This is a genomic window from Plantactinospora alkalitolerans (assembly GCF_015690345.1).
Lineage (GTDB): Bacteria > Actinomycetota > Actinomycetes > Mycobacteriales > Micromonosporaceae > Plantactinospora > Plantactinospora alkalitolerans.
Window position 1 is genome coordinate 1 of the sequence record NZ_JADPUN010000238.1, and the last position, 13333, is coordinate 13333.

At 70.0% G+C, this 13333-nt stretch carries 10 protein-coding genes; 3 read left to right on the top strand and 7 right to left on the bottom strand.

All coding sequences use genetic code 11. From position 1 onward, the window contains the following. Positions 1-554: 554 nt before the first annotated feature. Positions 555-1358, top strand: coding sequence for a helix-turn-helix domain-containing protein (locus I0C86_RS26705; protein WP_323373865.1), 804 nt, complete (start codon positions 555-557; stop codon positions 1356-1358). Next, the gene (locus I0C86_RS26710; RefSeq protein WP_196204045.1) at positions 1349-1540 is read left to right on the top strand and encodes a DUF397 domain-containing protein; all 192 of its coding nucleotides are present in this window, start codon (positions 1349-1351) and stop codon (positions 1538-1540) included. Before I0C86_RS26705 ends, I0C86_RS26710 begins: the two co-directional genes overlap by 10 nt. Before the next feature lie 268 nt (positions 1541-1808). On the opposite strand, the gene I0C86_RS43800 is transcribed toward I0C86_RS26710, so the two are convergent. From I0C86_RS43800 to I0C86_RS26730, 4 genes are all read right to left on the bottom strand, one after another. Then, positions 1809-2282 (bottom strand): hypothetical protein, encoded by a 474-nt coding sequence (locus I0C86_RS43800; protein ID WP_230394846.1) that lies wholly within the window; start codon positions 2280-2282, stop codon positions 1809-1811. A 4-nt stretch (positions 2283-2286) separates the two neighbouring features. Then, positions 2287-6498: a hypothetical protein gene (locus I0C86_RS26720; RefSeq protein WP_196204046.1), complete on the bottom strand. Its 4212-nt coding sequence runs from the start codon at positions 6496-6498 to the stop codon at positions 2287-2289. Further along, positions 6495-7517 carry a hypothetical protein gene (locus I0C86_RS26725; RefSeq protein ID WP_196204047.1) on the bottom strand — a complete coding sequence of 341 codons (1023 nt, stop codon included), beginning with the start codon at positions 7515-7517 and terminating at the stop codon, positions 6495-6497. The genes I0C86_RS26720 and I0C86_RS26725 overlap by 4 nt, the downstream gene beginning before the upstream one ends. Positions 7518-7609: 92 nt before the next feature. Further along, complete coding sequence (locus I0C86_RS26730; protein WP_196204048.1) at positions 7610-10192, bottom strand: RICIN domain-containing protein; 2583 nt, start codon at positions 10190-10192, stop codon at positions 7610-7612. 289 nt (positions 10193-10481) lie between these two features. On the opposite strand from I0C86_RS26730, the gene I0C86_RS43805 reads away from it, so the two are divergent. Continuing rightward, positions 10482-10631: a DUF397 domain-containing protein gene (locus I0C86_RS43805; protein WP_323373866.1), complete on the top strand. Its 150-nt coding sequence runs from the start codon at positions 10482-10484 to the stop codon at positions 10629-10631. 39 nt (positions 10632-10670) lie between these two features. Here I0C86_RS43805 and I0C86_RS26740 read toward each other — a convergent pair whose 3' ends face one another. From I0C86_RS26740 to I0C86_RS26750, 3 genes are all read right to left on the bottom strand, one after another. After that, the gene (locus I0C86_RS26740; protein WP_196204050.1) at positions 10671-11408 is read right to left on the bottom strand and encodes a DUF4184 family protein; all 738 of its coding nucleotides are present in this window, start codon (positions 11406-11408) and stop codon (positions 10671-10673) included. A gap of 74 nt (positions 11409-11482) precedes the next feature. After that, a complete protein-coding gene (locus tag I0C86_RS26745) occupies positions 11483-12172 on the bottom strand; it encodes an endonuclease/exonuclease/phosphatase family protein (protein ID WP_196204060.1) in 690 nt (229 codons plus the stop codon). Positions 12173-12328: 156 nt separating this feature from the next. After that, a complete protein-coding gene (locus tag I0C86_RS26750) occupies positions 12329-13276 on the bottom strand; it encodes an ROK family glucokinase (protein WP_196204051.1) in 948 nt (315 codons plus the stop codon). Positions 13277-13333: the final 57 nt, after the last annotated feature.

Sequence of the window (13333 nt, forward strand, 5' to 3'; positions counted from 1 at the left end):
GGTTGGTCGGGCGGGCTGGAAGCCGATCGGATGGGCGGACGCCGGCAGGTGGCGGTGGCGGGTCCGGAGTGACCACCGACCGGGCCGGGATGCGCTCGGGCGGCGGAGGTTGCGGGATGGTCGCTGGTGGCGGCAGTACCCCCAGCGCTGGCGGGTCCGGGGTCAAGCGGCCCGGGCAGGGCCAACGCAGCCCACAGCGGCAGTAGCGCCAGAGCCGGCGCCAGTCGCGGCGGTGCAGGGGCGCGAAGCGAAACCCTTTCGGCGTACGCAGGAAGAGTCGCATTGTCCTGTCCTTCCTCGAATGGTGCGACACCGTTCTTCGACAGAACGGTTGGATGCGGGGAAACGCCCCTCGGGGAGTCGGGACGGGCGGTTCCCCGCTCGGTTCCGCCCGGGTGTCTGCCGCCCGCCGAACGGTTCCGCTGCTGACACTCTGCTATGGACACCACTACGCTGAGGAGGGGAGACGCGCATACCACCAGGGCGTACAGCGCCTCGTCGTGCCCGTCCGGGACCTGTCCCAAGCCAGCGCCACATCTGTCCGGAGGTTGTCCGTGGAGCGACCGGCCATGCTCGAACACTTCGCCGAGGAGTTACGGCTTGCCCGTACGAAGCGCGAGATGTCCCAGGCCGAACTGGCCGAGACGTCGAACTATTCCGCCGCGATGATCGCGAAAGTGGAGGCGTGTGAACGGCGCCCCAGTCTGGACCTCGCCCGCCGCTGCGACACCATCTTCGGCACCGAGGGCCTTTTCGAGCGGATCCAGCGCAAAATCGGCCGGGAGACCGTGGTCGGCTACTTCCGGGAGTGGGCCGCCGTCGAGCAGGAGGCCAAGGCGCTGCGCGGCTTCGAGCCGACGTACGTGCCGGGGTTGTTGCAAACCGAGGCGTACGCCCGCGCCGTGCTCGCCAGCAGCGGGCTGCTCACCCCGGAGGAGACCGAGCAGCAGGTCGTCACCCGGCTGAATCGGCAGGAGATCCTGACCCGCGCCAGTCCTCCGCTGCTCACCTTCGTGATGGACGAGAGCGCGTTGCGCCGCGCGATCGGCGGACCAGCGGTGATGCGCGAGCAACTCCTGCACCTGGTCAAGGTCGGCACCACCCTGCCCCGGGTCCGGGTCCACGTCGTGCCGGCCTCGGCCGGTGCCTACGCCGGCCTGGACGGTCCCTTCGTGATCGCCACTCCCCCGGTCGGTGAGCAGGTCGTCTACTTCGAGGGACACATCCACGGGCAGATGGTCGACCGTCCGGATCAGGTGCAACATATGCTCGATGTCTGGGACTCTGTCCGGGGCGAGGCGCTGCCCCACCAGCAGTCGATCGAGCTGATAGCGGAGGTGGCGGAGACATGGACCTGACCGGCGCGCGGTGGCGCAAGAGCAGCCGCAGCAACAGTACCGGCGGCAACTGCGTCGAGGTCGCCGACAACCTGCCCGGCATCGTCGGAGTCCGGGACAGCAAGGACCCGACCGGTCCCGCCCTGACCTTCCACCCCACCGCCTGGCAGGCATTCGTGGCCGAGACCGCTCGGCGGCCATAGCCGGCTGACCGACACCATCGAGCGCGCCGCACCGGGCCGGGAGCGCCCGATCGCACGGCCTCGCCCTGAACGCGGCCAACTTCGCGACCACGTCGGCCAACGTGCGCCACGGCACCGCGCTGTCGCGCCTGCTGGACGGCAGGCGCTCCGTGATCGACACCAGTCGCAACGGCAACGGTCCCGCCCCGGCGGGGCCGAGTGCGGCCCCTCGACCTCGCTCGCTGAGGTCGAGGGGCCGCACTCGGTTCCTATCGCCGCCGTATCGAGGTCACCCGAATCGTCGCCGCATCGACTCGATGAACTGGTGCACGGTCGCCGCGTCGGAGGGCACGAGCCGGTCGCGGATGTTGCTCGCCCGCTCGATGTCCTTCCGTATGTTGCTGTGCCTCCATCCGTCGGCACGGGTGTACCTCTGGCCGTACGTCCCACTGCCGTCGGAGGCATCCCATTCGCGCAGCACACCCGTCGGCTGGTCGGTCGGGTCGTCGTCGATCACGATGATCGAGTAGCGATAGGCAACCTTCTTCTCCCGCTGTTGCTGGATGCGGGCGGCGGCCTTCTCGCTGATGCGCCGGACCTGGTACGCGACCTCGCCCGCCTCGATCCGATCGAGCAGCGTCGACCGCACCCAGGCGGCGTCGTCGTGGAGCTCGGTGACGCCGGTGCGCCCGGACACCCGGACGACGGTGAGCGGATCCTTGACGTCGTGCTCGTCGTCGACGACGGCGAAGTAGTGGTCCATCCGATCACCACCCCAGCGGGAAGTTGAGCTTATCGGCACCCTTCGGGTCCAAAACGGTCGCCCACATCGCCTCCGAGATCTTTTCGGCTTCCTTTTTCGTTATGCCCCAAGCGGACGGTGATGGTGCACCCGGTTCCGGCTCGAGCCGGCCGATCTCGTAGAACGGGTGCTCGGCCCTGTTGACCCAGAAACTGTCCGGCGTGTGGAACTGCAGCTCGAACAGGTGACCGGTCCGCGGGTCCCGCCACGTCACGTTGATGCCCTTGTAGTTGCCCATCGACCCGGCGACCCACCCGTTCTTTACCTTGATCAGCTCGTACTGCTGCAGCTTCAACGCAGCGACCATCTCCTCCACACCACGCACATACCGATTCATCTCGAACGTTGCGGTGTAGCGAATATTGTCCCCGATGCCTGCAAGTAGCTGGCTCGCCGGAGTGTTCCCGTCGAGATCGGTGGCAAGCTTGCGCTTCAGCGAGTTCGGCTTCTTCAGCCGTTGGGCCCAGCCCTCCGGGACCGCACCCGGAATCGAGTTGATCAGATCCTCGATCCGCGGGGACAGATCCCTTTCGGCGATCTTGGCGGCGTCGATCGCCGCGTCCGCCAGCTCGTTGTCCTGCTTGCTGAGGCTGAGCGTGACCTCGTTCTCTTTGTACTGCCAGCTCCCGTCAGGCTGAGTGCCGTTGCAGATCGATGCCGCCGCAGCCGCCGCCTGTTTGGCCGCTGCCGCTGCCTGTTGCGCCGCTGCCGCCGCCTGTGGCGCCGCTGCCGGGATCCTGCAGGCGGGAGGTGTGTCCGGGAAGTCGACGTCGTGCCCGACCTTGAGCACGAGATCCCTGATCGTGACGATCCCGTTCTCGATGCTGAGGAGCCCGCCGTCGAGGTGCACGACGGCGCCCTCGAGATCGGCGACCGTCCCGTCGAGCCGGGCCGTGGCGCCATCGACCTTGTACAGCTTCTTGTCGATGAGGGCGAATGCCTCGTCGAACTTGGCGACGCCGTTCTCCAGCCGCAGTCCGATGCCGGTGATCCTGGCGATCTCGTCCGGCACCCCGGCGACCCGGACCCCGAACCGCTCGATCCGCCCGATGCCACCGGAGATCTTGGTCAGCCCGAGACGCAGCAGGTTGCTGATCTCACCGAGCGTCTTGTTCAGCGCCCCGCCGACCTCACCGACGCCGGGGATGGCGAACGAGGCGACGTCGAACAGGGTCAGCCCGAGTGCCTTCCCCGGGTTCTCCCGCCACTCGGTGATGTGGATCAGCTCAAGCGGATGGTCGCGGAGCATCGCCGGCATCTGCCGGAAGCCCTCGATGGTCTTGCCGCAGTTGTTCTGGAAGTAGTCACCGTCCAGGCCGACCACGACCCAGCTGCCACAGTCCGCGAGAGCCTTGAGCCCCAGGACGAAGCCCTTGGCACCCTCGACCAGACCGGCACCGACCTGGACGAAGAAATCGATCACCTGGTCGCCGGTTGCCTGTCCTTCGTCGCAGGCGGCATCGTCGCCGGTATAGCACTTGGCCAGCAGGGCGATGTGGTCCTTGCTCGCGTCCAGAGCCGTCCGCAGGCCCGGCTGCGCCAGGTCCCAGAGGTGATTGCAGGCGATCACCATCGTGACGCGGCACACGATGAAGGAGAGGATCCCGTCCTTGACCTTGTCCTCGAACGCCTGCTGCTCCCGGGCGATCGCCTCCTGCTTCGCCTGCTCGTCCTGCAGTCCCTTGAGGGTGTCGGAGAGCTTCTTGGCCTGGGCGTGGATGTTCGCGGTGGCCGACTTGGCCCACGCGTACGCCTTGTCGATGCTGGCCGAGGCCCGGCCCGCGCTGGCCGCCGCCAGGCTGGCGTTCTGCGCCGCGTAGTCCGCGATGCTGGCGTCCCGCCACGCCGCCGACTCCCACTGGGTCGCGACGTTGGCGGCCGTGGTGGCCCCGTTCGCGTCGGCGGTGGCCGCCACCGCAGCCTGGTACGCCTTGTTGGCCGCACCGATCGCCGTGCTCGCTGAGCCGACCGCGCGGGCCGCCGCCTCGTACGCCGGCTTGATGTCGCCTACCGCGTCGGTAGCCTCCTGGGAAGCGTGCTCCGCCGCCGCGTTGGCCTCGTCGGCCCGCTCCTGCGCCGCCGCGGCCTGCTCCTGGGCTACCACGATCGCCTCGCTGGCGACCGCAAGCGCGTTCCGGGCATCGGCGTTGACCGCGGCGAACCGCGCCGCGATGTAGCTTGCGGTGCCGGCCCGATCGATGGTCAGCTCCGCCAGCAATGCGGCACTGCCGGCCGCGTTGCCCGCGATGTCCGCCTGGACGACAGCGTGTCCTGCCTCCCGGACCGCGGCCGCCGCCTCGGCCTGCGTGTTCTCCGCGCTCACCCGGGCGTTCTCCGCCGCGCGCACGCTGGCGACGGCCGCCTGCCCGGCGCTGTCGGACGCCCGCCGGGCGGTCAGTGCGCTCTGCTGCGCGATCTTGGCGGCGTCCCGCGCCGTCTTGGCCGCGGCACTGGCCCTCTCGGCCTCGCCACGGGCCGCATCGGCTGCCGCCCTCGCCCGGCCCGCCCAGGCCTGCGCGGAGTGGAAGGCGTCACGGGCGCGGTCGGCCTGGATCTGCAGGTCGCGAGTTGCCTCGTCGGCATCCTGCCCGGCCGCGATGGCCTCGTCCCGGGCCTTCTGCAAGGCCGCGGTGATGGCGTTGTACTCCTCCTCGGCGGCGAAGCAGCGGGAGGTGGCAGCCTGGAGTTCCGCACCGGCCCGGTTGACCCGGTTGATCGCCGCCGACTCTCGCTGGACAGCGCCGTTCGCCTCCATCTGAGCCGACGCGGCGACCTGAGCCTGGGCGATCGCGTTCGCGGACGCCCGCTCGGCGTCGGCCCGCAACGACTTCGCCCTGCCCGCGTGCTGACGGGCGTCGGTGGCGGCCTGCTCCGCGATGCCGCGCTGGTCCTTGGCCCGCTTGGCAGCGTCCTCGGCGATCTTCTGCTGTGCCTTGGCCACGACCGCCTGGTCTGCGGCCACCTTCTCCTGATACTTGGTCTCGGCCAGCCACCGGGCCGCGTTGTTCGCGTGCAGCGTGGCGTTCTGGTCGGCGTCCAGCGCCAGGCTGTCGGCGAGCGTGGCCGTGGCGGCCTCGCCAGCCGTCCCGGCGGCGTGCGCCGCCGCCTGCGCGGACAGTCCGACCGCGATGGTGACCTGCGCCCAGTCCTGACCGTGGTCCTGGCCCGACTCGATCAGGTCCCTCGCGGCCACCTGCACCCGGGCGAGGACGGCGTTCATCTGCAACGCCGTCTGCTGCGCCCGGTTCGCCTGGGTGAGGGCGTCGGCTTTGTGCGCCTCCAGCAGAGCGGTCCGGCCCGGCTGGCGGGGACGGTTCACCCGGTCCTGCTCGAAGACCTGCTCTGCGGCGTTGGCCGCACCAGCCGCCTGCCGCATGGCAAGCAGTGCGTCCTCGAGATACCGCAGGCCCTCGATGTTCGCGGCGATGATCTCCGCCCGCGCCCGAGCACCGGCTTCCGCAGCGGCAGCGCCGGCAGTGAGCGCGTCCAGAGCCTGGTTACGCTGCTCGATGGCCAGCCGAACCCGTTCGCGATTGTCCCAGTCGACCCGGTTGGCCACGGCATAGCCGGTGGTGTAGAAGTCGGCGATCGTCGCCGGATCCGCGGACGCGAGCGCCTGGCCGCCCTCGGCCACGACGGTCGGCCCACCCATCGCGATCATCTGCTCGACGCGGGCGTAGATCCGCTCACGCTCGGCGTCGGTGTCGGTGACCGGGTGGTCCAGCCGATCGGCAACCTCGTAGCCCCAGGCCACGAACTCGCTGATGGCGTAGTCGCCGCCCAGCAGCGCCAGGCTGGCGGCCCGCTTCACATTCGTTCCGCCGCTGGTGGACCACGCCTTGACCTGGTTCTTCTCCCGGGTCTTGCGCTGGCTCGCGGCGAGCCGGGCCTGCGCCCAGCCGGTGTTCACGAAGTCGGCGATGGCCTGGGTGGTTCCGACCGCCAGCGCCGCGTTGGCCGCGTCCCGGACCTCGGGCTCGGCCGCGTAGACGGCGATGTCAGCGACACTGTCGCGGTACCAGTCCGCCTCCTCGTCGGTCCAGTCCACGCTGCTCACGGTGGCGGCGGGCTTTGGCTCGGCCTGCGCAGGCGAGGTCACGACCGCCCCGCCGAGCGAGAAGCCGAGGACCACCGTCATGACAAAGCGCAGGACCACGTCCATCAGTCGCCGGTTCATCGGTCGTCCGCCTCCTCGGCCAGCCGCGCCCACATCTGGGCCTGTTCCTCGGCCCAGCGGACCGCGTCCTGCCAGGCAGCGGCGTTGGTGCCGGCGCGGGCCACCACGGCAGCCCAGTCCTGCTCGGTGGTGGCCCCCTGGGCGTACTCGGCCACCGAACTCCACTTCGCCGCCTGCTCGGCGGCCCGGTCCCGCTCGGCGGCCCAGTTCACGCTGGTGCCGGTGGCCGCCGTGGCCACGGCGCGCCAGGCGGCAACGGTCTCCGCGTGCAGCTTCTCGGCAGCTTCACCGCTGGCCGCTGCCTCGGCAGCCTCCGCGTCGAGGGCCGCCTGCCGCAGTCGCGCCAGCGCCGCGTTACCCCGCAGATCCAGGTCGCTGATCGCGAGCCGGTACGCCTCGTCGTCGAGCCGCGCCCCGGCAGCCCAGTAGTACTTGAAGAAGTCGGCGATGTCCCGGTCCTCGCCGCCGGCGAGCGCCGCGACCGCCGCCGCCCGAACCTGCGGTCCCGGGTCGGACTGCGCGAGCGACGCCACGAAGTCGCGGTCGGCCTGGGCCTGCTCCGCCACCTCCTCCTCGTGCTGGTGCTGACCGGACGCGTCCAGCTCCTGCGCGATGGCCAGTCCGGTCTCGACGAAGTCGTGCTTCTCGTCGTGCGTCGCCAACAACGCACGTTCGCAGCCGAGATGTACGGCCGAGTCGGTGGGCGATATCCGCAACCAATAGTTGATCTCCGCGACGTCGGCGCGCTCGAAGCTGACGGCCCGGTTGATGGCGGACGTCAGCCCGGTCTGCAGAAACCTGGTGACGGCATTGGGATCGGAGCTGTTCAGCGCCACGACCGCGGCCGTCCGGACCTCCCAGCGACCGTCGGACATGGCCCGCCACTGGACCCGTTCCCGGTCGGCCTGACTGGCCGCCGCGATCGCCGGGGTGACCGGCGCGAACTGCATGACTCCTAAGGCGAGTACGGCGGCCAGCAGTGCTGCCGACGCCCGTCCCTGGCGATTGATTTTCGGCATGAAGCGCCTCCCGACGGTGTCGGTGAGTTCGAGGAAATGGACGAGGGTGCCCGGGGCGGGCGGCGCCATCAGGCGCGCCCGCCCCGGTACGGTCACCAGTCGTAGCTCTGCAGCTCGTTGGCCGGCCCCGGGGTGGCATTGATGAACCGGACGACCTTGCTATTCGTGCCCGTCGCGGTCGTGTCGATCTGCGCGTACTTCTTCGTCGCCTTCGACTGCAGCACCAGGATCGTCATGTTGCCGCTGATCTGGGTGGACCGGCGCTGTTGCAGGATGAACCGTTCCGCGTTCGCCGCCGACGTCTGGTCGGCGATAAGCATCCCGGCGGGGCTGACATCCATCGCCTCCCGCACGTAGGCGTTCCTTCCGATGTTTCGCAGCGTCACTTCCATCTGGGTGCTGGTCGGCATCCCGACGACGCAGTACTGGAATGGAGTCTGGGTGGTCGGTGGCGCCGTCACATCCGCCCGGATCAGGCCCTTCTTGGCGTTCGCCGCGTCGGACCGCCAGTGGGCGGAAGTTGTCGGGTTCCAGAAGGAAATGGCCCAGTCGGTGCTGGTGCACGCTGGTTGGAAGGTGACCGCGGTGCCGGAGAAACTGGTCAGGGGTTTGCCAGACGAGGCCCAGATCGGCGCCGGCGCGGTCGCTCCCTCCGACACCGGCTCCAGAATCCACTGCTGATCGGTCGCGGCCGAGTAATCCGTGGCTTTCACCAAGGTCCCATTGGCCGTGCCGTTGTCCCGCGCACCCAGGTAGGCGCCGCTTATCGTGTGCCGTAGATAGGACCCGGCGGACTTCTGGAACATGACCGACCACGAGGTGTAATGGGAGCCGCAGTTCACCTGCTCGACGGATCCCCCGTTGACCACATCGGCCCAGCCCGCGCTGCCGTAGATGCAGTACCCGGAGGCCCGGTTGCGCACCTCGAACCGGGTATCGGACAGCCGGGTCACGTCCCAGATCTGCTCGGTGCCGCTCCCGCAGTCGCGCAGCTCCATGTCGGCCCCGTTCGCGAGAGCGCCAGAACCTGCCGTGCCGAGCGCGCCGATCGGCCGGACGCAGCGGCCGGACTGCACGCCCTTGATGCGGAAGGAGCCGGCCGGCGACCTACTGGCGGCCGCCTGGTGCGACGGGTCGATCAGCCGCCACTGCTGTGCGGCAAGGTGACCGTTGGGGTTCTGCACAATGTTCAGCGAACCGGCCGAGCTGCCCGCCACCGCCGTGATCACCTTGTTGTTGGTGACGTTGCGGATCTCCACATTGCCCTGCCCGCCGTCGAGCAGCTCCCAGATGGTGGCAGCCGTGGTGGCGGGGGCGTTGGCGCACGGAAAGGCGGTGATCGGAGCACCGTCCTGCGAGATCTTCGAGGGCGGCGGGAAGAGGCACGCAGACTCGTGCTCGTTCAGGAGCTTGTAGCGCCCGGTGGTGGTGTCCGGCACCAAGGTCCACCGCTGCGACACGTTGCCCTCGTTGCACGGCTCCACGCGAGCGTTGAGCTCGACACCGGCGAGAAAGTAGTCGGCCACCCACGTGATCGGTTCGGCGATGCAGCCGTTGTAACCGGCCGCCTGGATCATCACGGTCTTGTTGGCCGACGGCCGGACGTAATCGGCCTGACGAGCGGTGTCGTGGCCACCCAACAGGAACAGGCTGCGGTCCAGGGCCGGACCCTCCAGCGCCCTCTTGGCCGCCGTCACCGTCTCGGGCTGGAAGCCGTCCGCCTCGGCTGCGTACATGATGTCGCGGACCCTGACCTCGTTCGCCCGCGCCTCGGCGAGGTCACGCTCATCGAGGTCGACCTTGTTGGCGAGGTGCACGCCGGTGAAGATGAACGCGACCCACACCTCCTCCGAGGAGTTGGCGTAGGCAACCGTCGCGTCCAACTTGACCTTGCGGCCCGTGCTCTGCGACGCGAACAGGTAGATCAGCTCACGCATCTCCAGGTCGTCAAGTTCGTACGACGTCGCCGACCGCTTCAACGCGGTCGCGACCGCCTTCTCCTTCGCCGACCGCAGCGCTGCGGCCTGCCGGGCAGCCACCTCCTCGGCGTTGCCGTTGGCGATCTCGTTCTGCCGGTCGGCCTCGGCCTTCTCGAACAGCGCGTGCTGGAGGAAGTCCAGACGCTGCTCGTCGGTGGCGTCGGCCGCGGTCAGCGGCTCGGCGGCCGCCTTGACCTCCGGCCAGGTCGCCGCCTTGCGCCAGAACGCCAGCAGATAGTTCTGCAGCGTCTGGTCCAGCATCGTGGTCCGCTCGGTGTTGTTCGCCGGCACCCAGTTGATCTCCTGAGCCGCGCGCAGCCGGATCGTGTCCAGCTCGGCCTTGCGCGCCTTCGCGGCCGCGTCCCGATTGTTCGCCGCGAAGATGCCAGTTCGGATGAACTCGGCGGACGCGGCGTCAGCGTCGGTCGCGTCGCTGAAGGCGGCCAGCGCGGCGGCCTTCACCTCGGCGTTGTGCTTCTCCGAGGCCTTCTCCCAGAGGACCGAGACGAAGTCGCGGTCGGAAAGCGTGACCTCTTCCCGTGGCACCCAACCCAGAACGGCGGCTGCCCGGTATTTTTCATCGATCGTGGTCTCGACAGCCCGCGCGTTCGTGGTCTCCGCTACCCGCGCGAGCGCCGGTGGGCTCGCGATCGCACCGGCCGGAACGGCCGCCGCACCGGCGACTGTCGCCGCCATGAAGGCAGCGATCACCGTCCACGGACGTGACCATCCGCATACCCTTCTCGACATCTCTCTCCCCCGTAGTTCAGAAGACGGATCTCCCGTGTCACTGATTGACAGCAACCGATCGCCATGCGTCACGGTATCAGTGATCCTCGATCGGCATGGTCCCGTTCCGACCCCAGAACACCGTCCCCCCGGGACGGACGGAGGGTCGTCACAGCCAGGTAGGTCAGCCGTTGATGTCGCCCTGAACGACGAGCACCTCTTTCAGAGGCTCGACCGGTGCGTCACGGTCGACCAGGTGCGAGCGGGTGGTGCGATCCACTTCGGACGCTGGATGGTGCGCCGGCTACTCGTCGGCGATGGCGGCAAGGACCCGACCGGCCCGGCCCTGGCCTTCGACCCGGCCGCCTGGCGGGCCTTCGTGGCCGAGACCGCCCGACGCCCGTAACCATCTCCCGGTACGGCGCGCAGCAAGCCGCCGGACCGGTCACGGCACTGACGGGGCTTCGGCAACCTCGTGGTCATCGGGCGGGGTGACGCCTGCGGACCGGCGCAGCAGGATCGTCGCGCCCGCGCCGGCAAGCAGTCCGAGCGCCAGCGCGCCGATCAGTCGTACCCCGGTGGTGTGTGGCAGGAACGCGCCCGGCAGCTGCGACGCGACCAGGACCCCGGCGGCGGTGACCGCCACCGCGACCGACCAGAACAGACCCGGTCGGGCCGGCACGGCGGGCGGCCCACCGTGCCAGGTCCGCAGCAGCCGCCGGCGCCCGAGGTGTACGGCGAGAGCCAGCGCGGCCAGCGCGCCGAGCACCGTCGAGGCGGCGTCGAACAGGGGCGCGTCCTGGGTCACCCGGTCCCACCCCTGATGACTGGCGGCGGCGAGTACGGCCGAACCGGCGCTGACCGCGAGGGCGGGCCGGGAGACGCCGAGCACGCCGTAATCGCGCAGGGCGAGCGAGGCAGGCCGGCACGGCAGGTGTACGGCGACCGTCGGCGCGGCCCAGCGCACGAGTGCTCCGCAGAGCACAGTAACCGGCAGGCAGAACAGGATCAGTCCGGCCGGCTGGTGCGACAGCGGAAACACCGGTAGGCCCGACCCGTCGAGCGCGTACGCCAGATCGGGTGCGGCGGCGCCGACGACGAGTGCCACTCCGTCGAACCAGCGGGGCCGCCAGAGCTTGAGCGGCAACGGCAGCGCGGCATGCGAGGGGAACGTCAGCGGCACCGCTGAAGGCTAGCTGTCAGGGGTGTTAGGAAGGGGCCCTTCTTCTACAGAAAGCGATAACAAGGGGCCCTTCCTTACACCTCAGACGGAAGGAGGAGGTCGGCGCGGATGGGGAAGTGGTCGCTGGCCCGCCGGGTTTGCGGGGTGTCGACGACGTCGTAGTCGAGTACGCCGATCCGGGGGTCGACGAAGAGGGCGTCTATCCGGTCCCGGGGTTCGAGGCACGGGAAGGTGAATCGGGACGCGCCGTCTGGCACCACGGCTGCGGCGTCGGTGAGGCCGTCGGCGACGGTCCGCCAGGCGCCGCCGCCCGAGTTCTCGTTGAGGTCCGCTCCGACCACCACCGGCAGCCGCAGCGCGGCGAGCGCCTCTTTCAGGAGTGCGGCCTGTCCGGGGCGTTCGGTCGGGTCGGTGGACAGATGCGAGCCGGCGAGGGCGAACCGGGCGGAGCCGATCCCGCACTCGGCGAAGACCGCTCCGCGCAGGTGCCGGCCCGGCGTCAGCGGGTACTGCTGGCACCAGGTGTGGTAGACCCGGACCCGCAGGCTGGTCAGCAGCAGGTTGCCCAGTGCCGGCAGGCCGCCTGCGGCGACCACCAGACCGAGGCGGTCGGCCAGGGCCGCGCACTTGTGTCGCCATCGGAACCGGCGCGGCGCCTCCTGCACGATCACCACGTCGGGGTCCAGGTCACGGACCGCCTCGGCCAGCGCGTCGACGTCGTCCCGCTGGCCGTGCACGTTGTACGACAGCACCCGCAGGCGCACCGACGAATCCCCGTCTCCGGGGGACTGCACCTGCCCCACGCCGTACCCCTTGCTCTGCTGTTCTCGGCCGCCGCCGGAGGTTCTCGGCCGCCGCCAATCTGTTCCCGGCTACCGCCGCCAATCTGTTCCCGGCTACCGCCGCCGAGCTGTTCCCGGCTACCGCCGCCGAGCCAGGTCCGCCGCGCCGACCAGCCCGGCGGTGTTGCCCAGTTCCGCCGGACGGATCTCCGCCACCGGGATTGTGGCACGCGCCGAGAGGGCGTCCAGATAGGACCGCCGGGTCGGGCCGAGCAACAGCTCACCCGCCTCGACCACGCCACCGCCGACGACCAGAAGCTGCGGATCGAGAATCTGTGCCATGTCGGCCAGGCCGATGCCGAGCCACCGGCCGATCTGCGCGAACGCGTCACCGGAGACCGGGTCACCGGATCTGGCCGCCGCGGTCACCATCGGCCCGGTCACCGCGTCGACGTAGCCGCCGGCCAGTTCGAGCAGGATCTTCGCCCGGTCCGGCTCCTGCCGGGCACCCGCGCGGGCGAACCTGACCAGGGCGTTGCCGCTGGCGTACTGCTCGATGCAGCCGAGCCGACCGCAGCCGCACAGGTGGCCGTCCGGCACCGAGAGCATGTGCCCGAGTTCCGCCGCGATGCCGTGCGCGCCGCGCAGCAGTTCCCCGCCGAGCACGATCCCGCCGCCGACGCCGGTGCCGATGGTGAACAGCACCATCGAGTCGTCCGCCTCCCGGCCCGCGCCGTAGCGGAACTCGGCCCAGGCCGCGACGTTGGCGTCGTTCTCCACGATCACCGGCAGTCCGACGGCGTTGCTGACGTAGTCGCGTATCGGTTCGTTCCGCCATGCGATGTTCGGGGCGAACAGCACGGTTGACCGGGCGGCGTCGATCCAGCCGGCGGCACCGATGCCCACCGCGTCCACCTCGTGCTCGGCCGCCAGTTCCTTGACCACCTCGACGATCACGTCGCGGGTCTTGGCGACGTCGTCGGCGGGGGTGTCGCGGCGAATAGACGCCTGCACCTCACCCGCCATGTCGACGACGCCGGCGGCCACCTTCGTACCCCCGACATCGACTCCGATGGTCAGCGTCACCGCTGCCGCTCCCCTCTGCCGTACCGCCCTCGCGGTCGCTTCCCCGCCCCTGCCGCC